Annotated in this window: 24 protein-coding genes; 10 read left to right on the top strand and 14 right to left on the bottom strand. The window is 69.2% G+C overall.

The window, feature by feature from the left end; all coding sequences use genetic code 11:
• Positions 1 to 492 (bottom strand): thiamine-phosphate kinase (locus AC1DV7_RS14015; RefSeq protein WP_477597748.1); only part of this gene is annotated, 492 nt, incomplete at its 3' end.
• Between the two features lie 166 nt (positions 493 to 658).
• On the opposite strand from AC1DV7_RS14015, the gene AC1DV7_RS14010 reads away from it, so the two are divergent.
• The gene (locus AC1DV7_RS14010; RefSeq protein WP_056884115.1) at positions 659 to 892 is read left to right on the top strand and encodes an Lrp/AsnC family transcriptional regulator; all 234 of its coding nucleotides are present in this window, start codon (positions 659 to 661) and stop codon (positions 890 to 892) included.
• Positions 893 to 923: 31 nt separating this feature from the next.
• Positions 924 to 1,391: a hypothetical protein gene (locus AC1DV7_RS14005; protein ID WP_477597747.1), complete on the top strand. Its 468-nt coding sequence runs from the start codon at positions 924 to 926 to the stop codon at positions 1,389 to 1,391.
• 32 nt (positions 1,392 to 1,423) lie between these two features.
• On the opposite strand, the gene AC1DV7_RS14000 is transcribed toward AC1DV7_RS14005, so the two are convergent.
• Together AC1DV7_RS14000 and AC1DV7_RS13995 are read right to left on the bottom strand one after the other, a co-directional pair.
• A complete protein-coding gene (locus tag AC1DV7_RS14000) occupies positions 1,424 to 2,044 on the bottom strand; it encodes a MerR family transcriptional regulator (protein WP_477597746.1) in 621 nt (206 codons plus the stop codon).
• 7 nt (positions 2,045 to 2,051) lie between these two features.
• Positions 2,052 to 2,582: a DUF2306 domain-containing protein gene (locus AC1DV7_RS13995; protein ID WP_477597745.1), complete on the bottom strand. Its 531-nt coding sequence runs from the start codon at positions 2,580 to 2,582 to the stop codon at positions 2,052 to 2,054.
• A gap of 211 nt (positions 2,583 to 2,793) precedes the next feature.
• Between AC1DV7_RS13995 and AC1DV7_RS13990 the strand changes: the two genes are divergently transcribed.
• From AC1DV7_RS13990 to AC1DV7_RS13980, 3 genes are all read left to right on the top strand, one after another.
• The gene (locus AC1DV7_RS13990; protein WP_477597744.1) at positions 2,794 to 3,879 is read left to right on the top strand and encodes a hypothetical protein; all 1,086 of its coding nucleotides are present in this window, start codon (positions 2,794 to 2,796) and stop codon (positions 3,877 to 3,879) included.
• The gene (locus AC1DV7_RS13985) at positions 3,876 to 4,370 is read left to right on the top strand and encodes a SigE family RNA polymerase sigma factor (protein WP_477597743.1); all 495 of its coding nucleotides are present in this window, start codon (positions 3,876 to 3,878) and stop codon (positions 4,368 to 4,370) included. The genes AC1DV7_RS13990 and AC1DV7_RS13985 overlap by 4 nt, the downstream gene beginning before the upstream one ends.
• Before the next feature lie 344 nt (positions 4,371 to 4,714).
• Complete coding sequence (locus tag AC1DV7_RS13980; protein WP_477597742.1) at positions 4,715 to 5,137, top strand: pyridoxamine 5'-phosphate oxidase family protein; 423 nt, start codon at positions 4,715 to 4,717, stop codon at positions 5,135 to 5,137.
• 64 nt (positions 5,138 to 5,201) lie between these two features.
• Here the strand turns inward: AC1DV7_RS13980 and AC1DV7_RS13975 are convergent, their stop codons facing one another.
• Positions 5,202 to 5,861, bottom strand: coding sequence for a Type 1 glutamine amidotransferase-like domain-containing protein (locus tag AC1DV7_RS13975; protein WP_477597741.1), 660 nt, complete (start codon positions 5,859 to 5,861; stop codon positions 5,202 to 5,204).
• A gap of 239 nt (positions 5,862 to 6,100) precedes the next feature.
• Between AC1DV7_RS13975 and AC1DV7_RS13970 the strand changes: the two genes are divergently transcribed.
• Both AC1DV7_RS13970 and AC1DV7_RS13965 read left to right on the top strand, forming a co-directional pair.
• Positions 6,101 to 6,505 (top strand): DUF1304 family protein, encoded by a 405-nt coding sequence (locus tag AC1DV7_RS13970; protein ID WP_477597740.1) that lies wholly within the window; start codon positions 6,101 to 6,103, stop codon positions 6,503 to 6,505.
• Between the two features lie 151 nt (positions 6,506 to 6,656).
• The gene (locus AC1DV7_RS13965; RefSeq protein WP_477597739.1) at positions 6,657 to 7,124 is read left to right on the top strand and encodes a hypothetical protein; all 468 of its coding nucleotides are present in this window, start codon (positions 6,657 to 6,659) and stop codon (positions 7,122 to 7,124) included.
• A 93-nt stretch (positions 7,125 to 7,217) separates the two neighbouring features.
• Here AC1DV7_RS13965 and AC1DV7_RS13960 read toward each other — a convergent pair whose 3' ends face one another.
• From AC1DV7_RS13960 to AC1DV7_RS13950, 3 genes are all read right to left on the bottom strand, one after another.
• Complete coding sequence (locus AC1DV7_RS13960) at positions 7,218 to 8,153, bottom strand: TolB family protein (RefSeq protein WP_477597738.1); 936 nt, start codon at positions 8,151 to 8,153, stop codon at positions 7,218 to 7,220.
• Between the two features lie 73 nt (positions 8,154 to 8,226).
• Positions 8,227 to 9,315 carry a TolB family protein gene (locus AC1DV7_RS13955; RefSeq protein WP_477597737.1) on the bottom strand — a complete coding sequence of 363 codons (1,089 nt, stop codon included), beginning with the start codon at positions 9,313 to 9,315 and terminating at the stop codon, positions 8,227 to 8,229.
• On the bottom strand, positions 9,308 to 9,808 hold the full coding sequence (locus AC1DV7_RS13950; RefSeq protein ID WP_477597736.1) for a SigE family RNA polymerase sigma factor: 501 nt from the start codon (positions 9,806 to 9,808) through the stop codon (positions 9,308 to 9,310). The genes AC1DV7_RS13955 and AC1DV7_RS13950 overlap by 8 nt, the downstream gene beginning before the upstream one ends.
• Positions 9,809 to 9,951: 143 nt before the next feature.
• Between AC1DV7_RS13950 and AC1DV7_RS13945 the strand changes: the two genes are divergently transcribed.
• The gene (locus AC1DV7_RS13945; RefSeq protein ID WP_477597735.1) at positions 9,952 to 10,545 is read left to right on the top strand and encodes a GNAT family N-acetyltransferase; all 594 of its coding nucleotides are present in this window, start codon (positions 9,952 to 9,954) and stop codon (positions 10,543 to 10,545) included.
• A gap of 78 nt (positions 10,546 to 10,623) precedes the next feature.
• Here the strand turns inward: AC1DV7_RS13945 and AC1DV7_RS13940 are convergent, their stop codons facing one another.
• The 4 genes from AC1DV7_RS13940 to AC1DV7_RS13925 form a co-directional block, all read right to left on the bottom strand.
• Positions 10,624 to 11,307 carry a hypothetical protein gene (locus AC1DV7_RS13940; RefSeq protein ID WP_477597734.1) on the bottom strand — a complete coding sequence of 228 codons (684 nt, stop codon included), beginning with the start codon at positions 11,305 to 11,307 and terminating at the stop codon, positions 10,624 to 10,626.
• Complete coding sequence (locus tag AC1DV7_RS13935) at positions 11,294 to 12,634, bottom strand: nucleotide disphospho-sugar-binding domain-containing protein (protein WP_477597733.1); 1,341 nt, start codon at positions 12,632 to 12,634, stop codon at positions 11,294 to 11,296. Before AC1DV7_RS13935 ends, AC1DV7_RS13940 begins: the two co-directional genes overlap by 14 nt.
• Positions 12,609 to 14,501, bottom strand: a complete 1,893-nt coding sequence (locus tag AC1DV7_RS13930; protein WP_477597732.1) for a glycosyltransferase — start codon at positions 14,499 to 14,501, stop codon at positions 12,609 to 12,611. Before AC1DV7_RS13930 ends, AC1DV7_RS13935 begins: the two co-directional genes overlap by 26 nt.
• Positions 14,502 to 14,919: 418 nt before the next feature.
• Positions 14,920 to 16,140 (bottom strand): DUF2235 domain-containing protein, encoded by a 1,221-nt coding sequence (locus AC1DV7_RS13925; RefSeq protein ID WP_477597731.1) that lies wholly within the window; start codon positions 16,138 to 16,140, stop codon positions 14,920 to 14,922.
• Positions 16,141 to 16,284: 144 nt separating this feature from the next.
• On the opposite strand from AC1DV7_RS13925, the gene AC1DV7_RS13920 reads away from it, so the two are divergent.
• A complete protein-coding gene (locus tag AC1DV7_RS13920; RefSeq protein WP_477597730.1) occupies positions 16,285 to 16,884 on the top strand; it encodes a YdeI/OmpD-associated family protein in 600 nt (199 codons plus the stop codon).
• A 103-nt stretch (positions 16,885 to 16,987) separates the two neighbouring features.
• Here AC1DV7_RS13920 and AC1DV7_RS13915 read toward each other — a convergent pair whose 3' ends face one another.
• Positions 16,988 to 18,133, bottom strand: a complete 1,146-nt coding sequence (locus tag AC1DV7_RS13915; RefSeq protein ID WP_477597749.1) for a D-alanine--D-alanine ligase family protein — start codon at positions 18,131 to 18,133, stop codon at positions 16,988 to 16,990.
• Between the two features lie 59 nt (positions 18,134 to 18,192).
• Between AC1DV7_RS13915 and AC1DV7_RS13910 the strand changes: the two genes are divergently transcribed.
• The gene (locus AC1DV7_RS13910) at positions 18,193 to 19,323 is read left to right on the top strand and encodes a trans-sulfuration enzyme family protein (protein WP_477597729.1); all 1,131 of its coding nucleotides are present in this window, start codon (positions 18,193 to 18,195) and stop codon (positions 19,321 to 19,323) included.
• 24 nt (positions 19,324 to 19,347) lie between these two features.
• On the opposite strand, the gene AC1DV7_RS13905 is transcribed toward AC1DV7_RS13910, so the two are convergent.
• Together AC1DV7_RS13905 and AC1DV7_RS13900 are read right to left on the bottom strand one after the other, a co-directional pair.
• Positions 19,348 to 20,346 (bottom strand): NAD(P)H-dependent glycerol-3-phosphate dehydrogenase, encoded by a 999-nt coding sequence (locus tag AC1DV7_RS13905; protein WP_477597728.1) that lies wholly within the window; start codon positions 20,344 to 20,346, stop codon positions 19,348 to 19,350.
• Complete coding sequence (locus tag AC1DV7_RS13900; RefSeq protein WP_477597727.1) at positions 20,343 to 21,128, bottom strand: lysophospholipid acyltransferase family protein; 786 nt, start codon at positions 21,126 to 21,128, stop codon at positions 20,343 to 20,345. The genes AC1DV7_RS13905 and AC1DV7_RS13900 overlap by 4 nt, the downstream gene beginning before the upstream one ends.
• Positions 21,129 to 21,157 lie beyond the last annotated feature (29 nt).

Here is a 21,157-nt window from a genome sequence, read left to right as displayed (position 1 = left end):
GACGTCGCCGGGCCGGGCACCGTCGCGCAGCACCGGCTGCCGGCCCTGGAGGTCGCCGAGCGCGGTGATCGACACCATGAGCGTGCCTGCGGGGGCTGACGACAGGTCTCCGCCGGCGACGGCGACGCCCGCTGCGGCGGCACCGTCGCCGAGCGCACGGGCGAACTCGACCGCCCAGTCCGCGGGGGTCTGCGGGTCGGCCACGAGCGTGACGAGGATCGACGTCGGGACACCGCCCATGGCGGCGACGTCGGCGAGGTTCTGGGTGAGCGCCTTGGCGGCGACGTCCGAGGCAGTCGACCACTCGTCGAGCCAGTCACGCCCGCGCACCATCGAGTCCGTCGTCGCCACCACGCTGCCTGAGCAGGCGAGCACCGCGGCGTCGTCACCGGGACCTACGAGGACACCGGGGGTCGCCGCGAAGAAGGGGAAGATCTCGGCCAGCAGTGCCGACTCGCTCAGCTGCGCCAGGGTACGACCAGCCGTGACCATCACTTGACCTCCTGTGCACCTCCCGGGGGAGACGGGTGGGACACCGGCACGGTAGCGTCTGCCGTGGCCGCGGGTTCCGCCGCGGTCGGTTCTCCCGGGGCAACGATGTCCCGGCCAACCGGACATGACACGTTCCATCTTCGACAGAATTGTGAGGTTCCTCGTGGTGGTCCAGGCCTACATCCTGATCCAGACCGAAGTCGGCAAGGCGGCGTCCGTTGCCGAGGCCATTGCCGGTATTGCCGGTGTGGTGCTGGCCGAGGACGTCACGGGTCCCTACGACGTGATCGCCCGCGTCGAGGCCAACACCGTCGACGAGCTGGGCAAGCTCGTCATCGCCAAGATCCAGGACGTGCCCGGCATCACGCGCACGCTCACGTGCACCGTCGTCCACGTCTGAGCCTGACGCTGACCCGCATCGTCGTCTGAACGTGACCCGCGCCGCGCGTCGGCGCCTGCTCTTCGCAGCCGCCGGCCTCCTCGTCCTCGGGGTGGCCGGCGCTGTCATGTATGCCGTGTGGCCGCGTGGCGTCTCCGTCGCGGTCCCGTCGTACGACGGTCGTGGCTGCTCTTCGATCGGTTGGCCCTCGACCGTCGGCGGTCAGGAGATGACGGCGACCACTCCCCTGTCGCCACGCGCTGCCTCGTGGGGCGACCCGGCCATCATCGCGACCTGCGGCTGGCCGGCAATCGGTCCGACGGACAGGGAGTGCCTCGACGTCGACGGCGTGTACTGGGTGGCCGAGCCGCTGTCGGACGGGGTTAGGTTCACGACCTTCGGGCGCGACCCGGCGATCGAGGTCCTCGTGCCGGACGCGTACAAGCCAGAACCCTTGCTGTTGCCCGCTTTCCGACACGCCGCAGAGACGCTGCCGACCAACGGCCGCAACTGCGACTGACGCGGGCTGGCCTCCGTGCCGTCGGGGCGCGGTCAGCTCTTGGCCGTCTCGAAGCGTTCTGCGCTGATCGCCTCCTGGGCGAGACGCCGCAGCGCGAGGATCACCGGGTCGGTGAGCGCAGTGCCCAGGATCGCGAACTGGAGCGCCTCGGAGGGTGAGAGCCTGCCGAGCCTCGGCGACACGTCTGCGCGCGCCTGGATGAGCGCCGCCCTGGCCCACGCCTTGAAGGACCGCTCGCTGACGTCCCACCCTGCAGCTCGCGCCTCGGCGAGGGCAGTCGCAACCTGTTGGCTCGCGGACGACTGCGGGTGCGCCGGCCACCCCAGATTCAGCAGGAACGGCTCGTCGACAGCCGCGGACTCCCCCACGTCGGTCGCGCGCGGCGCGAGGACACGGTGCGCCGTGCCGAGCAGCTCATGGCGCGATGTGGGCGGGTCGTCGAGCGCGCGGGTTACCTCCCGCACCTGTTCGATGCCCAGACCGCCGACCGTGATCAGGGCGCGGACCAACTGGACCCGGGCCACGTGGCCCTCCCCGTACGACGCCTGGGTCGCCCCATGCCTCTCACCTGCGGGCACCAGACCCTCACGCAGGTAGTACTTCAGCGTGGCGATCGAGACACCGGTCTGCTCGGCGAGCTCGGAGATCCGCACCTTCTTCTCAACCCTTCGGCAGGTCGAGCGCCACCCGGCCAGCTGGGTCGACGCGCTCGGGGACGCCTGCGCGCCCCAGGAGTCGGATCACGGCTGACACGCCTGCCAGACCGACCACGACGATGCCGAGCGTCAGGGCCGTCATGCCGAGCCAGCTCTCCTGAAAGGCTTGCGGCACAAGGCGGCTCGGGACCGCGACCACCCCGATCAAGGCTCCCCACAGGCCTGCATAGGTGCCGATCATGTTGCCCGCGTGGGCGCGGATCCTGCCGCGACGCGCGTTCCACAGCCCCAAGGTCAGGGTGACGATGGTCAGGACACTCAGCCCGTGGATCCAGCTGAACTGACCGGGCCGCAGCTGCTGGATCCAGAACGAGCTGAATGCCGTGAAGTACATGAGCACCAACCACGCCCGCCCGATGGTGCGATGGGCAAGGTCGCCCCGGCGACGACGTGCCAGGTTGGTCGCGCCGAGGACGAGGCCGAGCGTCGCCGCCACGGCATGCGTGCCGATGAGAACCGTCCAAGCGTCGCGCATGGTGCCTCCCTCGTCCCATTGGATAGTGCCACTATCCAACCTAGCGCACCTTTCCGCAAGCGCTCCGGTTGGGCCCGCGTATGACCGGAATTGCGCGATCCGTCACCGTGCGTCCCGATGATGACGATCTCGAGGTGGGCTCGAAACGACCCCCCTCCGGATCGCGCCCCCACGACGTGTTGATGGGTGAGACTCTGGATCGGAGAGACCCATGGACACGTTGCGAGACCGGCTGTCGGAGCTGGCGGAGGACGCACCCACAGGAGGTGCACCACCGGCCGAGCTCTGGGCGCGCGGCAAGCGGGCCCAGCGCATCCGGGCCACGGCGTTTGCAGCTGCCGCGCTGGTGGTGGGCGCCGTCGGCACGGGAATCGGCATTGGCCTTGCCGATGCCGGTCCCGACCGTTCCGACCTCGCGCCGGCGAGGACCGTCGGCTTCGCGCTGCCGATCACGTACCCGGAGGGGGCGGCACTGCCAGACCTCGGGAACACACCGGGACCGCTCGCGGCGGTCTGGCTGGTGCCTCGCGAGGGAGACACGCTCGAGGCCGTCGGCCTGGTCGCGAAGACGGGGACGTTCGGCAGGCTCCCCATCGACCTCCCGCGCGACGACCCCGAGGCCCCGTGGAACCTGAAGGTCGCACTGTCGCCCGACGGCCGCAGGATCGCCTACCCCTCCGCCGAGGGCCAACAGGGCGTGCAGGACGCGGCGCGGAACCCGATCGTCCGCGACCTGGTCAGCGGTGAGACCCACACGTGGGCCTTCGGGTTCGACACCCGCGGGGTGGGGCTGTGGGCCGACGCCACGCACCTGTTCGGCCACGTCGCGGGAGGGAGCGACGGCGAGGGATGGCTGTGGGAGCCGGGCCAGTCACCCACGCGGGTCAACCCGTATGACGTCTCCTACGTCGGGTCCGAGGTGTCGGTTGCGAGCTGGCCGGCGTTGATGGCCCCAACGAACTTCGGGGACGGTTCCGGGTCTTGCACGACGCTGTCCGTCTACGAAGGCATGGGATCACCTCCCGCAGACGTGCCGGCGCTCTGCAACGTCCTGGGAGTCATCGGCTCCGACGTCCTGCTCGGCCACCGCCATGATGCGAGGGACAGCGACGGCACGGTGGTCGCCCTGCAGTTCGACGCCACAACACCCTTCTGCCCGTCGCCCCCTCAGCGGTGCACGCTGTCGGTCAACGACGCCCACCGTCGGGTCGTCGCCACAGCGGGAGCCCCCGGGCGGGTCACCTTCGCCACCGACCTGATCGGCGCGGCGCTCGATGCCAAGGTCGGCCGGTCATGACCGGCTACGCCAGCTTCGAGGAGTTCGTGGTCGCGCGCCGAGGCGCGCTGCTGCGCACCGCATACCTGCTGACCGGGAACCACCACGACGCCGAGGACCTCGTGCAGTCGGCCCTGGTCAAGGTGGTGCCGAAGTGGTCGCGGATCGAGGAGCGCCCCGAGGCGTACGTCCGGCAGGTGCTCGCGCGCGAGTCCGTGAACCGCTGGCGCAGTCGCCGCTGGCGTGAGATCGCCACCGACGTGGTCCCCGAGGTCGCGTCACACGGGAGTGCCGACGACGTCGACCGCATCGCTCTGCTCGAGGACCTGCGCAGGCTGTCGCCCCGCCAGCGCGCGGTGCTGGTGTTGCGCTACTTCGACGACCTGACCGAGGCCGAGACTGCTGCGGCTCTCAACATCTCCGTGGGAACGGTCAAGTCCCACGCCCGCGATGCACTGACGCGCCTGCGTCACCAGCGGTCCGACGAAGAGCAAGCAGCCGCCACGACGTGAGGCCCATGGGCCCTTCTCAGCCGTCGCCGGTCGAGTCGCCGTCCCGCTGAGTACTGCGCCCCATATTCGCCCTCGATGTCAGAGTTGGCGCTGACCTTGGGTGAACCGCGCCGCGCCATACGTCTCGTCGACAAGCCGGCCAGTGGCTGCTCGCCCAAGCGGCGTTCAGACGCTCGGCGTAGAGTAGAAACTCCAGGGCCGAACGCCCGGCGGACCTAGGCCACCTTCCAAACTCTGCACCACTCCAGTCATTCGACCAATGCGGCGCGCGACCCCCAAACCGGCGGGGACCCAGCCAGCACACGCCAACTTCACCGCCTCGATGCAATCCACGGAGTCGGGTCATGACCTCACCACATGACGAGAAGCCCCAAACCGGGAATTTTGCTGAGCTGTCGGAGGCCGAGTGCAAGGAACTCCTGGCGGAACACACGGCCGGCCGGGTCGGTTTCATGGCTGGCGAGGGTCCCCAGATCTTGCCAGTGACCTATCAATACCGCACCGGCAGCGTGATCTTCCGGACTTCCCCCTATGGCCCCATGGCCGGGCTCGCCCGCCGAACCAGTGTCGCCTTTGAGGTCGACGCAATCGATGAGCAGAACAAATCCGGCTGGAGCGTTCTCGTTCTCGGATTCGCAGAGGCGATGGCACACGACCACCTGCTCACGTCGGCTTGGGAGACCGGACCGGTGCCATGGGCGGACGGGGCTCGCAACCTCTTCATTGAGATCAAGCCGCGCAAGATCACCGGCCGCGCGGTCAGGTAAGCCACCAGCGCGTGACACCCGCGGACACGCCGGCCCTGCAACGATGAGCGCTGCTTGACCGCGGTTATGCGAGCCGTTTCCAGTTCCCCTCGGTCACGACCTCCACCCTGCCGGCGGCCACCTTGATGGCCGTCTGGTCGTCGATGGCGTATGCCGGACCCGCGATGTCGGCAGCCCACGGCTCCGCCTCGGCCAAGGTGTTGCCCGGGAACACGTCCAGGTGCGGGAAGATCGAGAAGTCAACGACCCCCAGGGTCCTGTCATCCGGCGCGGAGGGCCATTCCACGAAGTAGGCACCGATCCGCGGAGTCATCACCATGCTGCCGGCGCTCACTCCGACCCAGACCATCTCGGGCAGTGAGGGCAGGAGGTCCGCCAGTCCGGACTGCCGCATCCAGTGACACAGGTACGTCGCATCGCCGCCGTCCACCAGCAGGACGTCGGCCTCGCGCACCCACGGGACCCAGCGCTCTTCGCCGATGCTCGGCAGTGCGGTGAGCTCCAGGACGCCAAGCGACTTCCACCCCAAGGAGGACATGCCACCCCACGGGGGCAGGCCGCTGATGAGGCCACGCACCGAGACCGGCCCACACAGCGGGTGGCCCCATTGTGCGGTGGGGATGCAGAGGGCAGTGGATTCGGCGATCGGTTTGCCCAGCAGGTCGACCAGTGCATCGCGGATGCTCGCGTTCGTGACTCCACCGGATGTGAGAAGAAGCTTCACGATGCCTCCCGAATCGACTGCGCTGGATGGATGTGATGTAGACCGAAGGCCCTGGCCAAAGTCATCGCTGCTGGAGGAGATACAACCACTCCTGGGCGTGATGGCCTCCCTGGCGGTTGCGCGCCCCACCGTCGCAACCGCCGTGGGTCCGACCCTTGCTCTGAAGACCCACCCGCGGTTCCCTTGTAGGGATGCCCGACTGTGCCCGTGCTGGCGTTGCGGTAAGAGGAAGGTGACGCATGAACGGCGTGGCCGAGTTCGTCCTCATCATCGACGCCGTGATTCTGATTTGCGTGGCGCCGGTCGAGATGTTCTTTCTCGACCGGCCGTGGGCCAAGAACGTCCTTGGAGTCGAGTTCACCGACCGGAGTGACGTTGAGCTATGGGCGTTCTGCATTGGCGCTCGGAACTTGCTGGGCGCCGCTGCAGTCTTCGTCGGCGCGTGGATGCTGCACAGCGATCATCCGGGTTCGGGGCTCGTGGTCATGGTTGTGGCCGCCTGGTATCTCCTGCTGTCGAGCCTGGCGATGGGACTGGCCGATCTGCTCGGCAAATGGCACCCCCGTGGGGGGAGCATCCGGGGAACGGTGGGATCGAGCGTCCCACCCCTCGTAGCGCTGGTGGCCCAAGGGTTCTGGGGCTGACGATCTGGTGGGCCACGTCCAGCAATCCCCTTCGCGGCGAAAGACGCCCGCCTCGGTACGCGGCATTCGGCGCGATGCATTTCTGGGAGAGAGGCATGATGCATTCGTGCCTCGCGACGCCGTTCACACGCTCGAGTCTCGACTTCGACGGATGTCTTCAGAGGACCAGCGTCAGACGGCCATCGAACTGGCCACCGTGGTACTTCCTCTTGCGGAACTGACGCCCCTGGGCCAGCCGTCTGCGGGCCTTGGTGCCGTCGCCGACGCGATCCGGGCGCGGGTCAGCATCACCTCGGTGGACGAGGCGCGCCACACTCTGCTCGCCATACCGGAATTTGGCGAGGAGGAGGAGCCCGAGGGACTTGCATGGTTCACGTTCGGGGCAACCGTCGCCTGGGTCTACGCGGCCGATGCGAACACAACCTCGCCTGGGGACGGGGTTGTCCACACCTTCAACCGCGTTTCTGACCTGTTGGATGCGATCGACGGGGACCTCGAAGATACCGGGCTGATGAATCWGTTGTTGGCAGCCGTTGACGACATGGGCAAGCCAACCGAGTCCTGGTCGGCGCTGGTCGAGAGCGTGCAGGAAGCCGTCCATCGGCTTCGCTCCAGCTAACCGGAGGTACGCCCGCTGTTTGGGTCGATCGGGCAGACCGGCGCCTTGTCGCGGCGGAGGACGCATCTCAGTCGTTGGAATGGGAGGGGGCCGTTATCGGCCGCTGCCCAAGGGCTGCCAAGCGGGCGCTGCCTGGCGCAGTCCTGGCGTCGGTGCCACCACGCGCCGGTCGGAACCGTCGGTGCGGATGGTCTGGACGTAGCGCTGTCCAGTCGGAACGGGCCCGCCCGTGCCTGTGAAGGCGATCTGGGTGCCGTCCGGGGAGAAGGCCGTTCCGAATTCCTGGTTCGGGCTGGCGGTCAGGTTGACCTGGCTCGTGCCGTCGGCATTCATGATCCAGATGTCGTCGTCCGCGGCATACGCAATCTGCGCGCCGTCTGGGCTCCAGTCCGGAGTCTGGTCCTTGAACGTCGGGTCGAAGGTGAGCTGGGTCTCCTCCCCTGTGGAAACGTTCTTGGTCCAGAGCTGTCCGCCCGAGAAGCCGCCCGCGATGCGAACGAACAAGATCGTGCTGCCGTCGGGCGCCCAGACAGGGTTCTCCTCCAAGGTGTCCGGAGACCTCGTGAGCTGGGTCGGCGCACCGCCGCTGGTGGGCACGAGCCACAGGTCGGTGTTGGTCTGCCCCGACGGCCTCGCGGAGAAGGCAAGACGACCGCCGTCAGGCGAGAAGTCCGGGAAGACCGCGTAGGTCCCCAGCTGGGTGACCTGGCGCTCGTGCTTGCCGTTCGCGTCCATCACCCAGATCTCGTAGGCACCCGTCCGATCGCTGCAGAAGGCGATGTCCTTGCCGTCGGCGGAGTATGCCGGACAGATGTCGTGTCCGGGGGCGTCGGTGAGCTGGTGGAGGTCCTCCTCGCCCGGGCGGCTGGACCAGATGTCGGCCTGCCTGTTGCTCGCGAAGAAGGCGCCGAAAGCGATCCGGCCGTTGTTGCCTTCGAAGGTGGCGGCTGCTGGTGTGGCGGCGGCGCAGGCAAGCGCCAGCGCGCCGAGCATGCCACCGATGGTGAGACGTGCGGTCTTCGTGCGCATCACGATGCTCCTCTTGGGTTGTGCGGTTGGTCGTGGAGGTGACCCCTTCGGGGTCTTGGCCTTGGGCCGCGGCCTAGGGTTGCCAGTCGACGTACGCGGCGTCACCGGTGAACGAGATGGTGCGCACACCGTTGCCGGCGATGGTGACGACCTCGGCGTTCACAGCGCCGTGGGAGCCTCCCGCCGTGACGATGCGAGCGCCGTCGGGGGACCAGCTGATTGACCGGCCCTGGGTGCAGTCGGTGGTCAGCCTGGTCAGGTGGCGCACCTCGGGGTCGCTGCGGTAGAGGCACCCACCGTCGAAGTCGGCCTGGAAGGCGATCTGGGCTCCGTCCGGCGAGTACCGAGCGCCGGAGCCGAAGTCGCCGTCCTCCGAACGGAGAAGGCGCTGCCCACTCCCGTCCGGAGCCATGGCCCACAGCGCTGCGTGTCCGCCATCAGAGTCGTCGCGAAGGAAGAGAAGGGTTCCCCCGTCGGGAGACCAGTCCGCCAGCCACACCCGGTGTGATCCAGTGGGGATGATCGAGTCGTTGCGTCCGTCGCGCTGCATGACGTGGATGGACGGCAGGGACTCCCCACCGGTGCTGGAGGTGTACGCCAGGCGCAAACCATCGGGAGACCAGACCGGTCCTTCCTCCGTCTCCGGACTGTCGGTGAGTCTGGTCACGTCGGAACCATCGGCGCGGACGATGAAGAGGTCCGACTGGCTTCCGTCCCCTCCTGTGAAGGCGATCCACTGTCCGTCCGGAGACCACCTCGGCCAGCTGTCCGGTCCGGCGGTGTCGACCAGACACCGATCACCGGACCCGTCGGGCGACATGATGTGCACGGCGCCATCGGGTCGGGCGCTGGAGCCTGAGCTGGTCGCGGTGTAGGCGATCGCGTCGCCCGGCACCGTGGCCTGGACGGCACACGCGTTGGTCACCCGTGCGCGAGTGGTGGACTGAGCTGGCTGTGGGGCAGGCATCGCGTCGCGGCCCGACTGGTTCAGGGCAAAGCCGATCCCCGCGGCGACAACCACAGCAGCCGCCGCAGCGCCGGCGGCCCAGCCGAGGCGGGCCCTCACCTTGAGCGCATCGCCGCGCTGTCGGATGGCGGCGAGGTCCGGCAGATCGGGCGGATCTCCAGCGGCCTCGTCGAGCAGGGTTCGCAGATCAGGCATCGGTACCCACCTCGATGTCAGTTCCGATCACTGCGCGCAGTCCCACGAGGCCGCGTGCCGTGAGCTTCTTCACCGTTCCTGCGCTGCACCCCATCAGCTCACTCGTCTGCTCGACCGACAGGTCCTCGAGGAATCGCAACAGGATGGCGGTCCGCTGTCGGGGGCTCAGCGTCCGCAGGGCCTGGTGGACCCTCAACTGGTCGCTGAGGTCCGGCCCTGGCTGCGGGCTGTGCTCCACCAGTACGTGGAGCCGACCTCGTTCCACCCGCCGGTGCCGGAACTGGGAGTTGGCCAGGTTCACCGCGACCCGCTTGGCCCACAGGTCCGCCCGGTCCATCCGCTGGACCGTGCGCCAGTGTGCCCAGACGCGAGCCAGAGTCTCCTGGGTGACGTCTCGGGCCGTCTCAACGTCGCCGCAGTACAAGGTGAGGAACCGGAGGAGTGCCGGGTTCTGGCGCACACAGAACGCCTCGAACTCCAACGACTCATTCATCCCGCGCCTCCTCGCTCGTCATTGAAACGCGCAGGTGCATCTCGGGGTACCCCTCGTCACCGACGTGCTTCGGACGAACTCTGTGTTCGCGCCTCACCTCGCCACGGCGGCGCTATTAGTGCCGGCCCCACTAGTCTCGCGGTGTGCCCGAGTTCAGCTGGCGACCGGCCAACGACGCGACGAGTGAGGACATCGAGGCCGTGTTCGACACCGGCGGCGCCCGCAAGTGCCGCTGCCAAGCGCTCAAGGTCCCGGGCTGGATCTGGCGCGACACGACCCAGGAGGAGCGCGACGCCGCTCTCCTGGAGCAGGCCGGCTGCGGTACCAGCGGTCCCACGTCCGGTCTCGTCGGGTACCTCGACGGCGAGCCGGTCGGCTGGGTCGCGGTCGAGCCGCGGGAGAACTACCCGAGGATCTGGGCCCGGCAGAAGTCGTGGATGCGGACTGACCCCGACCTCGAGGGCGTCTGGTCCGTCACCTGCTTCGTCGTGCGCAAGGGCTTCCGTCGACAGGGACTGATGTACGAGCTCGCCGCCGCCACGGTCGAGTACGGCAGGCAGGTCGGCGCCCGCGTCCTCGAGGGCTACCCCACCGAGCCGCCCCCGGGGAAGACCGTCATCTGGGACGAAGCCTCGGTCGGGCTGCTCCAGGTCTTCCTCGACGCCGGCTACCAGGTGGAGGCGTCGCCCACCCTGCGCCGCAGGGTGGTGCGACAGCGACTCGGTGCGTCGTCCTGACGATCAGTGGCGCACCCTTATCGCGAATGACATTGCCCTGCAGCGGTTTTGCCGGCTTGTATGCCGGGTGATTCGGGCTCACTCAGACCCTGTGGGTACCTCTCGGGAACCTGCGTCGGTCTCGCGGGTGGTCAGGCTCTCGAGCCATTCCTCCGGCCGTACCCAGCGCGCAGGTGCCTTGGCAACCAGCTCGATGATTGGGTCGACGATGCTCCTTGGCTCGTCAGGGGCGTACCAGCCGAATCGGGCGAGATGGGCGCTGGACCCGACAGCTGCCATGACCTCGGCGCTGGGCGCCAGCTTGTTCTGGAACTGGAGCTCTTCCAGTGCAGGAGGGCTGGTCAGGTTCCGCCAGTCCGTGAGGGACCGCATCTGCCCCACGTCCAACCGCCTCAGATTCGCTAGTCGGGACAGGTCCGGCAGGTGTGTGAGCTTTGCAAGCCCATACAGGGAGAGGATCTCCAACCCGGAAAGCCGACTGACGGGATCCACGTCGGTGAGTCCGCGCACCTGGTTGATGCAAAGCCCCCGCAGGGTGACGCACTCACCGACGTCGTCGACATTGCTCCGGGTGCCCCCGCGCAGATCCAGCCACGTGAGCTGCAGTTCTGCGAGTGTCACCCCAGGCCCGAGGCGGACATTCCAGAGAGTGAGCCAGCGAGTGCCGTTGAGTCGCTGCACCGCGTCCCTGTCGAGGGTCAGATGCGACAAGAACGCGGATCCGTCAGGCTTCTGGTGCCATCGCGACTCAGGCCTCCCCATGGACCCACCCTGCCATGTTGCGCCTTGTCGCTGGAGCCAGCGCCACCCTGGCACGTCGGGGCCCGGAGTCGCGAGTGAGGTCCAGCGACAGTCGTGAGAGCCGGGCCGATGCATCCGGCGCTAGGGCGAGGAGACATTCGACGGCCGTCCGCAGTTGCTCGAGCGTGGCCGCGTTGGGGTCCAGTGCCGTCCCAAGGCCCGCCGCCTCGATCCCGGCCGCGCCGGCGAACTGATCGGTCGACAGGGGCAGGAGGAGCAGAGGCACGCCGGCTGCCATCGCCTCGGTGACGCTGTTGTTGCCACCGTGGGACACCGCCAGGGCGGCCTGGCCAAGGACCGTGACCTGGGGAAGCTCGCGACGGACCAGCCACGACGGTGGGATCGGACCGAGCTCGTCACGAGGTGTGGAGCCGGCCGTCAGCGCGACCCGCACCTCGAGGCTGCGCAGGGCTGCCGCGACTCTGGCGAGCACGTCCGACCGCACGGAGAGGAAACTGCCGAGGCTCACGTAGACGACGGGTTCGCGGCTGCGTGCGAGCCACGCATCCACCTCCTCATCGGGTTCCTCGGAGCGGACCGAGGATCCGAGGAAGGCGTGCCGCGGCAGCAAGGCGGTTCTCTCGGGCGGGTGCAGCTCTTCGGGGTAGTTGAGCAGCAGGACGTCGCCAGTCTCGGCGAAGGCGTCGTGGCTGGCGGCCGCGCCCGGGTCGAGGGTGGCCAGCACGGTGTTCCACTGCTCGGTGAACGCATCGCGCACACCCTCACACTGGCGGCGGAGGGCGCTGAGAGCACCCAGGTCGGGCTGCAGCCTTCTGGGCCAGGCCGGCGGGTAGCCGTAGACCTCGTCACCCACTGTCAGCGCGGAGGGGTGCCCAAGGACGACGTCCGCGTGGGGCACTTGCGCGCCCATGAGCCCTAACCTGGCGCTGAAGGCCAGGTGGTCCACGACGATCTGGTCGGGTCGGATCCGATCTACGAGGTCCTGCACCTCGCGCGCGACCCGCAGTGGCTCCCAGAGCAGGTCGTCGCCGCGTGCGGCCGCCTGGAACGCCAGGGTCGGCACGGCCCCGAGACGGGTCGCCTCGAAGAACCCCCGCAGGGCCTCGTCCTCGCCGCGGGGCTGGTCCTCGGCGCGGATCACTCCCGGGTTGGACCCGCGCCCCAGACGAAGGTCCTCGCGCTCGAAGCCAAACCTGCGCACGATCGCCTCCGTCGCCGCACCGGTGGCGACGACGACCCGTTCGCCCGCCTCGGCCCATGCGGTGCCGAGTGTGGCGAGTGGAAGTAGGTGCGAGGCGTAGTCAGGACTGATGACGAGCAGCGTCATGGGTGACCTCCGAGTAGACCGTGGCGAGGGACGAGGCCATCGTGGCGATGCTGAACTCATCGGTCACGACGGCTCTGGCGTGGTGGGCGCGTGCGGCGGCGTCCGGGGCGGCGGCCAGGCCCAGGGCGGTCACGACGGCACCGGCGAGCACGTCCGTCGATGCGGTGTCGATGAGGAGGCCTGTCACTCCGTGCTCGACGTAGGTGGCCGGTCCACCCCCTCCCGGGGCGACCACGACGAGTCCCGACGCCATCGCCTCGAGGATGGCGATGCCGAACTCTTCCTTGAGGCTGGCAGACACGTACACCCCACCCGGCGCGCTGAAGCCGGCCCTGCCCAGGCGGACGGCTGCCAACCAGATGGCGACCACTCCGTTCGGGCGGTGACCCGCCAACAGCAGACCGCGCTCGGCGGCCTCTGGGCGGGGAACCGAGGCATCGATGCGGGCGAGCTGCTCGGCCTCGTCGTCGGAAGGGTCACCCAGGTCGCCGCCGACGACGAGTAGGTTGCACCGCTCGGCGCACGTTGGGTCGGACGCCCACGCCTCCACGAGCGTCGCCATGCCCTTCACGCGGTGAAGCCGCCCGACGGTGATCGCGAGCGGGAGCGTGCGGCGCTCGGGAGGCAGGGTCGAAAGCAGGAGGTCGAGCTCGGCCAGCGCACGTCGAGCCGCTGCGGGGACTTCGCCTCCGTGAGCGGCCGCGGCCACCTCACGTGCGGCGCGGTCGAGGGGGGCGAGGTCGATGCCCTCGGGCACGACGACGGGACGGGCGCCCGCGTCCGGGTCGAGGTGCAGGAGGTCGCGCAGGTCGCGCTCGAGCTGCGGCCGAGGGAAGACGACGAGGCCCGCCGCGGCGGCGGCCAGCTCGCGCAGCAGAACCACCCGGAAGACGAGGTGCTCCGCGTGGTCTGCGGAGCCGAAGTTGGCGCGGGTGAGCATGCCCGACGCCTGACGTGCGGCGATGAGCGCGTGCGGGTCCGGCGCGAGGGTCAGCACCGTGGGAATCCCCATCTCGCGCGCCACCTCCGCCGCGGCCCACGAGCCGACGTCGGCCATCCGCAGGTGTAGGACGTCGACGGGAGAGGCTGCGCGGAGGGCGCGGCGCAGCCCCTGCCGGACGGGCACCCGAAGCGGCCAGGTGGCCGCGGCGGGAAGAACGGGTCCGGGAAGGGAAATGCCGAGGTAGTGGTGGCCGGGTGCCTGCCGGTCCTCGGGCCTCCGACCGCCAGCGTCGTGGCGGCGCGAGAGGGTCAGCACCCGCGCGATCCGGGGGTCGTCGACAAGCGAGTCGCCCAGTTGGACGAGCAAGGTCGCGATCCCACCGGTGTCGCCCTTACCCGCGTTCATGAGGCTCCCGTCGATGTCGGCATGCAGGAACAGCTGAGCGACCGTGAGGCCGGACGGGTGGGGGTCCGCGGGACGCGCCAGGAGAGGGTCCGCGAGGTCATCCTCGTCCGGTCCGAGGAACCCCCAGGCCTCAAGCGTCGACTCGGCGAGCATGCCGACGAAACCGCCTTCCTCCATCGTCACTCGCAGGGTGGCGAGGGCATCCGGCACCACGGGGCACAGGCGCATGGCCCACACGGCGTGCTCCCGGAGGAAGGGCACGGGGGAGGTCAGCAGGGGAAGCACGAGCGCGGCGGCCACGGCTGCTCCCGCGGCAGCCGCCGCGTGCACCGCGACAATCGCCGTCAGTTGGTCGGTGTGGTCGTCGATGGCGTCGCTCAGCGCGCACTGGGCGGCGTCGCCGTCGACGCGGACGATGTCCACGAGCGGATCGATGAGGTCGATCGCCTGGAGGAAGGAGGGTGCGGACCGGACCGCATCGAGCCGCCCCAGGGTCGGCGCAGGAAGGGTGGACGTCACGCACGCATGGTAAGTCGAAACCTTGGACAAACCCTAGACATGATCGGGTGTGGATGCCGCCGCACTCTCGGATGAACGGGCAGCTCAGCGCAAGAGCAGGTTGAGACCGACTGTCAGCACGACCGAGAGAAGCACTGACACGAGGATCATCGTGAGGCAGCCTGCAGTGCCCCCGAGGGGCCGGACGTCGACTCTTCCCATGCGCATGCCGCCTCTCTACCCCGTGCTGGCTACATCCACACAGTGCGCGTAAGCCCGGGAGCCCAGTGGGGCCGTCACGGCTGCGGCGTCCTCCAGCAGAGGCATGCCCCCACTGCTCCTACGCCGCGGAATGACGCGCATTACAGCCCACGGAACCGACCGGCCCGCTGTCCAGGCATCTGTGCCTGTCTCGATTGGCGCAGACTTCGACCCGGAGTTACTCCGAAGGTGCGCTCGACGGGTTGCCGAGGTGTGACAAGTCCACCCCGCTCTCCGGTAACGCAATCACGGGTTCGATGATGTCTTTGAACTCGTCGGTGTCATCCGCGAAAGCGGTGAGGTTCACCGGCTCGTAGCCACCCTCCTGGAAGTGCGTGACGGCGCTGCTGGCAACGCGGACGGACAAGGCACGCTCGTTCGTGAGGCGACGCATCCCGCCACTGAAGCCGCTGCTCTTCGTGCTCCTCACCTTCGACTTCGCGGTGAGAACCAGGTTGTCCATCCTGTACATGCGGTTGAGGGGATTGTGTCGAATTGGGTCAGAGCCGCTGTTCACGTAGTGGTTCAAGAGCGGTACGTCGAACACCAGGCCGGCGTCGTGGGCTTCCCGTGCCATCCACAGCAGCGACGTGTCCGAGAGCCCGGTCTCGGGGTAGCCGCCTCCAACGTCGGAGTGCGCACCCTCGAACCAAACCTGCTTGACCCGCCCATCCTCGGTTGGTGCTACCGGAGGTTCGCCCGGGGCTTCCCAAAACGTGGGGGCGAACTTGAGGCGCGTCTCGTCCAATGCAAGCGCGTGCCGTGCGCGCAGTACCTGTCCGCTCAGCTGGATGTCGTGGAATCGTGGGGCACGACTCATGAAGCCCGGCACGCCGAGGGCGCCCACGGTGTCGAATACGCCGAGGAAGTTCACCTTGGCGGGATGGCAGTGGTCGTGCTTGAAGTCGTTGACACTCCCTCCAAAGGCGCCTCCAGGCATCTCCGTCCCCTGATAGAGGTGCACTGCAGCGGGCAGCCGCTCCTCGACGAGGGCCAACTTGGTGAGCAGCCCTACCCGCCCGACCATGCCGGCCACTGAACGCGCCGTGTAGGCCCCGCGGCTGAAGCCGATGATGAAGATCTCGTCGCCGGGCTCGTAGTTCTGGGCGAGGAACCGATAGCACGCGATCACGTTGTGGAACAGGCCGAACCCGAACGCACCACCCAAGAGTCTGTCGGCCGCGTAGCTCCCCGCCCCGACGCCGCTGACGTAGTACACGAGCTGGTACGCGCCGCCCGTCGCACCTGGGTCGCTCTGCACCGTGCGAGCCAGCTTCTCGACATTGGTGATGGTTTGGTTGTCCGGCTTGTTCCACGTCCCGTCGCAACAGACCACCAAACGCTTCATACGGTCGATGCTCGCAAACCTGAAGGTGTTGTGCACGCCCTGATCAACCATGACGCCATGTCACAGACTCAGCTCTGTGCCGACTGCAGCGAGAAGTCGTCGCGCGGCCACCTGGCTCCCGTTCGTGCGCTTTCGGGTACGTGCTCACGAAAACCTGGGCCAGCTCCTTCAAATCCGCACCCCTAGGCTGCTGCCATGTCGATGGTCCACGACGACGCGGTGTTCTTCGAGGACGACAAGGCCTTCGAGACCTGGCTCGTCGAAAACGCCTCGACCGCCACGCACGTCTGGATTCGGATGGCCAAGAAGGGCACCGGCGTCGCGTCGATCAACTGGACGACGGCCGTGGACGTTGCCCTTTGTTTCGGCTGGATCGACGGCATCGCCCGGCGGCTCGACGACGAGTGGTACGTGCAGCGGTTCACCCCGCGGCGCGCGAAGAGCCTCTGGTCGAAGATCAACCGCGAGCGCATCGAGCGGCTCACCGCCGAGGAGCGGATGCGCCCCGCCGGCCTGGCCGTGGTGGAAAAGGCGAAGGCGGACGGCCGCTGGGACGCCGCCTACGACAGCCCGGCTACCGCAGTGGTGCCCGACGACCTTGCCGCCGCCCTGGCTGCGCGCGACCTCACCGACGTCTACGCGGCGCTGGACAGCCGCAACCGCTTCGCCTTCCTGAATCGCATCCAGACCGCGGTGCGCCCGCAGACCCGCACCCGTCGCATCGAGCAGCTCACCGACGCCCTCGCCCAGGGCAAGACCCCATTCCCTGCGCCGACGAAGAAGTCCGGCACCTAGGGCTCGGACACCAGACTGCCGGAACGTAGCCGGATGCACCCCCACCAGGCGCCTCGACGTCGTAGCCCCATCTGGGCGACGTGACGCGCCCGGGTTTCGCGCCTCAGCGCAGGCCGACGGGGCGCTCGAGGGCGAGCTGAACCAGCTCGTCGATGAGCTGGGGGTACGCCAGCCCGGTGGCCTCCCACATCTGCGGGTACATCGAGTGCGGCGTGAACCCAGGCATCGTGTTGATCTCGTTGATGATCACGTCACCGGTGTCGGTGTAGAAGCAGTCGACCCGAGCCAGCCCCTCACATCCCAGCGCCTCGAACGCCGCTCCGGCCAAGCGTTGCACCTCGAGGGACACCGACTCCGGCACGTTCGCCGGGCACGACAGCACCGCCCCGTCGTCGAGGTACTTGGCCTCGAAGTCGTAGAACTCGTGACCACCCTCGGCGGTCACCTCGATCTCGCCGACGTGCGACACCCGCGGAGCATCGGTGCCTCGCCCCTGGAGGACGGCGCACTCGATCTCGCGGCCGAGGATCCCCTGCTCGACGATGACCTTCCGGTCGTGCTCGCGCGCGAAGTCGATCGCGGCCTCGAGGGCCTCAGGAGTAGAGACGCGCGAAATGCCCATGCTCGACCCGGCCCGCGCCGGCTTCACGAACACCGGGTAGGTCAGCGCGCCCACCGCATCCATCGCGGCCGCCTTGTCGCGCCGCCACTGGGAGTCGGTGATCACGGCGTACGGGCCGACGGGGAGCCCGGCCGACGCGAACACGACCTTCATGTAGTGCTTGTCCATGCCGGCCGCGGAGGCGAAGACGCCGGACCCGACATACCGGATGTCGGCCAGCTCGAGCATCCCCTGGATCGTGCCGTCCTCACCGAAGGGCCCGTGCAGCAACGGGAACACCACGTCGACCTCGCCCAGCGACTCCGGCACCTGCGCGGGCTCCAAGGTGGTCAGCGTGCGGTCGGTCGTGGCCAGGGGCACGACGACCCCCGCCCCGGACGGCGCGACCTCGGGGGTGCGCTCGGCGGTCAGCTCGAGGTGGGCCGGGTCCCCGTCGGAGAGCACCCAGTGCCCGTCGCGGGAGATGCCGATCGGGATGACGTCGTAGGCGTCGCGGTCGATCGCGCGCATGACCCCGGCCGCGGTCGCGCACGAGACGGCGTGCTCCGAGGAGCGTCCGCCGAAGACGATGGCGACGCGAGGCTTGCGGGGTGCGGGCTGGTCCGTAGTCATCGCCCGTGAGCGTATCCCGCCCACCCGCCGGGCAGGCACAGCGGCGCGTACCGGGCCCCCCTACGCTGACCTGCGTGAGCGACCACGACCTCGACCGCCTCTCCCCCGCCTCCCTCGTGGTGGCCTTGGGCCGCCAGGACCGTACGCCGGGTGCCGGCGTCAACGCGCCCCTCGAGTTCTCCTCGACGTACGTCGCCGACGGACCGGTGAACTACGCGCGCGGGGGCAACCCGACCTGGTCGGCGTTCGAGGAGGCGCTCGGTGGCCTCGAGGGCGGCGACGCCCTCGTCTTCGCGTCGGGCATGGCCGCCGTGAGCGCCGCCCTGTCACTGGCCGACCACGGCGCCGTCGTCGTCGCGCCACGGTCCGCCTACAACGGCACGGTGGCGACCCTGCTCGAGGCCGAGCGCACCGGACGGTTCGAGATGCGCTGGGTCGACCCGTCCGACACTGCCTCGGTCACGGCGGCCCTGGACGGGGCACACCTGGTCTGGCTCGAGTCGCCGAGCAACCCGCTGCTCGAGGTGGCCAACCTGCCAGCGCTCGCCGGGGCGGCCCGCGAGCACGGCGTCATCTCGGTGTGCGACAACACGTTCGCGACCCCACTCGTGCAGCAGCCCCTCAGCCTCGGCGTCGACGTCGTCGTGCACTCGGTGACCAAGTACCTCAGCGGTCACAGCGACCTGATCCTCGGCGCCACCGTCACTGCCGACACCGAGCGCGGTCGCGCGATGGCCGAGCGGCTGCGCACCCACCGCCTGCTCGCCGGCGCCATTGCCGGGCCGATGGAGACCTGGCTGGCCTTGCGCGGGCTGCGGACCCTGCACGTGCGGATCGAGCGGGCCACAGCCAACGCCCAGGAGCTCGCATCGCGGCTCGCCGAGCACCCGGCGGTGACCAGGGTCCGCTACCCCGGCTTCGGCGCGATCGTGTCCATCGAGGTGCCCGGGGGTGCGGACGGTGCCGAGCGCGTGGCTGCGGCGACGGCCCTCTGGATGCACTCGACCAGCCTCGGCGGGGTCGAGTCGCAGATCGAGCGGCGGCGCCGACACCCCGCGGAGCCCGAGGTCGTGCCCGAGGACCTGCTGCGGCTGTCRGTCGGCATCGAGGACGTCGAGGACCTCTGGCGCGACCTCGATGCGGCACTGCGCACGGGCGCCACCAGCGACGCCGACGCCCCCGGTGGGGACACAGAGGCCGGCTGAGCCGGCGCCGACCGGAAAGGGCGTCTACGCCGTCTCGGTCTTCAGCGAGCGCAGCATCAGGGCCCCCACGACGTCCTCGGGCGAGCGCCCGTCGTGCACGACCGCGGCGACCTGCTCGATGATCGGCACGCGCACGCCGTGGTCGTGGGCCAGCTGCAGGATCGACTCGCAGGACTTCACGCCCTCGGCGGTCTGCTTGGTGACGGCGATGACCTCCTCGACGCTCATCCCCCGCCCGAGGTTGAGGCCGAAGGTGCGGTTGCGCGACAGCGGCGACATGCAGGTGGCGATGAGGTCCCCGACCCCGGCCAGCCCCGCGAACGTCATCGGGTCGGCCCCGAGCGCGAGTCCGAGCCGGGTCGTCTCGGCCAGGCCACGCGTGATGATCGACGCCTTGGAGTTGTCGCCCATGCCGAGCCCCTCGGCCATGCCGACGGCAAGCGCGATGACGTTCTTGACCGCGCCGCTCAGCTCGGTGCCGACCACGTCGGTGTTCGTGTAGGGGCGGAAGTACGGCGGGTTCGACGCCTCGGCGACCATCTCCGCGGTGGCGGCGTCGACGCAGGCCACGACGCTCGCGGCCGGCTGCTTGAGCGCGATCTCCTTGGCCAGGTTGGGCCCGGAGACGACGACGATGCGCTCGGCCTCGACTCCCCCGACCTCGGCGATGACCTCGCTCATCCGCTTGGTGGTGCCGAGCTCGACGCCCTTCATCAGCGACACGATGGCGGCCCCGCGCGGCAGGACCGACCCCCACTCGCCGAGGTTGGCGCGCAACGTCTGCGACGGCACCGCGAGCACGACGATGTCGGCCCCCTCAGCTGCCGATGCCGGGTCGGCCGTGGCCGTGATGCCGGGAGGGAGCGCGATGCCGGGCAGGTAGTCCTCGTTGCTGCCGGCGTTGATCTGGTCGACCACCGCCTGGCGTCGTCCCCACATCCGCACGGTCGTGCCGCCGTCGGCCAGCACCGCGGCATACGCCGTGCCCCAGCTCCCGGTCCCGAACACCGCAGCAGTCGTCATCGGTCGTCTCCCGTGTCGTGCGTCGCCCCGTCACCTTTGACGCGGCGGAAGTTGCCCGTGGTGGGCAGCCCGTGCTTGCGCGAGTCGAAGCGCTCGACCGGCGCCGGACCTCCCCGCAGCTGCGCGAGCTGAAGGGTGATGGCGGTCATGATCCGGTCGGTCGCTTCGCGCAGCAACGTCGCGGTCACGGGCTTGTCGTACAGGTCACTGAGGTCGACGGGCGGCCCCGCGACGACGTGCATGGTCTTGCGCGGGAACAGCCGCAGCCGCTTGGCATACGGCGCCAGCAGGTCTGCCGGCCCCCACTGGGCGACCGGGATGACCGGGCACCGGGTGGCCAGGGCGATGCGCGCGGCACCGGTCTTGCCGACCATCGGCCACAGGTCGGGGTCGCGGGTCAGCGTGCCCTCGGGATAGACGCCCACGCACTTGCCGCTGTTGACCGCGGCCACGGCAGCGCGGAAGGCGTCGGCGGCCTGACCGGTGTTGCGGTAGACGGGGATCTGCTCGGCTCCGCGCAGGATCGCTCCCACGACCGGGACGCGGAAGACGCCCTCCTTGCCGAGGAAGTACGGCGGGTGCCCGTTGTCGAGCATGAAATGCCCGAAGATGAACGGGTCCACGTGCGACAGGTGGTTGGGGCAGGCCACGAAACCGCCGGTCGTGGGCAGGTTCTCGGCACCGCGCCAGTCCCGCTTGGTGAGCACCATCAGCAGGGGGCGCACGATGCGCACCACGAATCTGTAGGCGAACGGCACGGCAGCCTTGCCTCGGGCGGTCAAGTAGCAGCTCCTTCGGTGGACGCTGGGGG

Source organism: Pedococcus sp. P2_E4 (genome assembly GCF_056403935.1).
The sequence above is the reverse complement of the archived record's forward strand: the minus strand, read 5'-3'. Positions and strand labels throughout refer to the sequence as shown.

Excerpts from the sequence above, each read along its gene's own strand:
- AC1DV7_RS13995 (WP_477597745.1), bottom strand. The coding sequence starts at position 2,582 with ATGCGCGACGCTTGGACGGTTCTCATCGGCACGCATGCCGTGGCGGCG.
- AC1DV7_RS13990 (WP_477597744.1), top strand. The coding sequence starts at position 2,794 with ATGGACACGTTGCGAGACCGGCTGTCGGAGCTGGCGGAGGACGCACCC.
- AC1DV7_RS13985 (WP_477597743.1), top strand. The coding sequence starts at position 3,876 with ATGACCGGCTACGCCAGCTTCGAGGAGTTCGTGGTCGCGCGCCGAGGC.
- AC1DV7_RS13980 (WP_477597742.1), top strand. The coding sequence starts at position 4,715 with ATGACCTCACCACATGACGAGAAGCCCCAAACCGGGAATTTTGCTGAG.
- AC1DV7_RS13970 (WP_477597740.1), top strand. The coding sequence starts at position 6,101 with ATGAACGGCGTGGCCGAGTTCGTCCTCATCATCGACGCCGTGATTCTG.
- AC1DV7_RS13960 (WP_477597738.1), bottom strand. The coding sequence starts at position 8,153 with ATGCGCACGAAGACCGCACGTCTCACCATCGGTGGCATGCTCGGCGCG.
- AC1DV7_RS13955 (WP_477597737.1), bottom strand. The coding sequence starts at position 9,315 with ATGCCTGATCTGCGAACCCTGCTCGACGAGGCCGCTGGAGATCCGCCC.
- AC1DV7_RS13950 (WP_477597736.1), bottom strand. The coding sequence starts at position 9,808 with ATGAATGAGTCGTTGGAGTTCGAGGCGTTCTGTGTGCGCCAGAACCCG.
- AC1DV7_RS13940 (WP_477597734.1), bottom strand. The coding sequence starts at position 11,307 with ATGGGGAGGCCTGAGTCGCGATGGCACCAGAAGCCTGACGGATCCGCG.
- AC1DV7_RS13935 (WP_477597733.1), bottom strand. The coding sequence starts at position 12,634 with ATGACGCTGCTCGTCATCAGTCCTGACTACGCCTCGCACCTACTTCCA.
- AC1DV7_RS13925 (WP_477597731.1), bottom strand. The coding sequence starts at position 16,140 with ATGGTTGATCAGGGCGTGCACAACACCTTCAGGTTTGCGAGCATCGAC.
- AC1DV7_RS13920 (WP_477597730.1), top strand. The coding sequence starts at position 16,285 with ATGTCGATGGTCCACGACGACGCGGTGTTCTTCGAGGACGACAAGGCC.
- AC1DV7_RS13905 (WP_477597728.1), bottom strand. The coding sequence starts at position 20,346 with ATGACGACTGCTGCGGTGTTCGGGACCGGGAGCTGGGGCACGGCGTAT.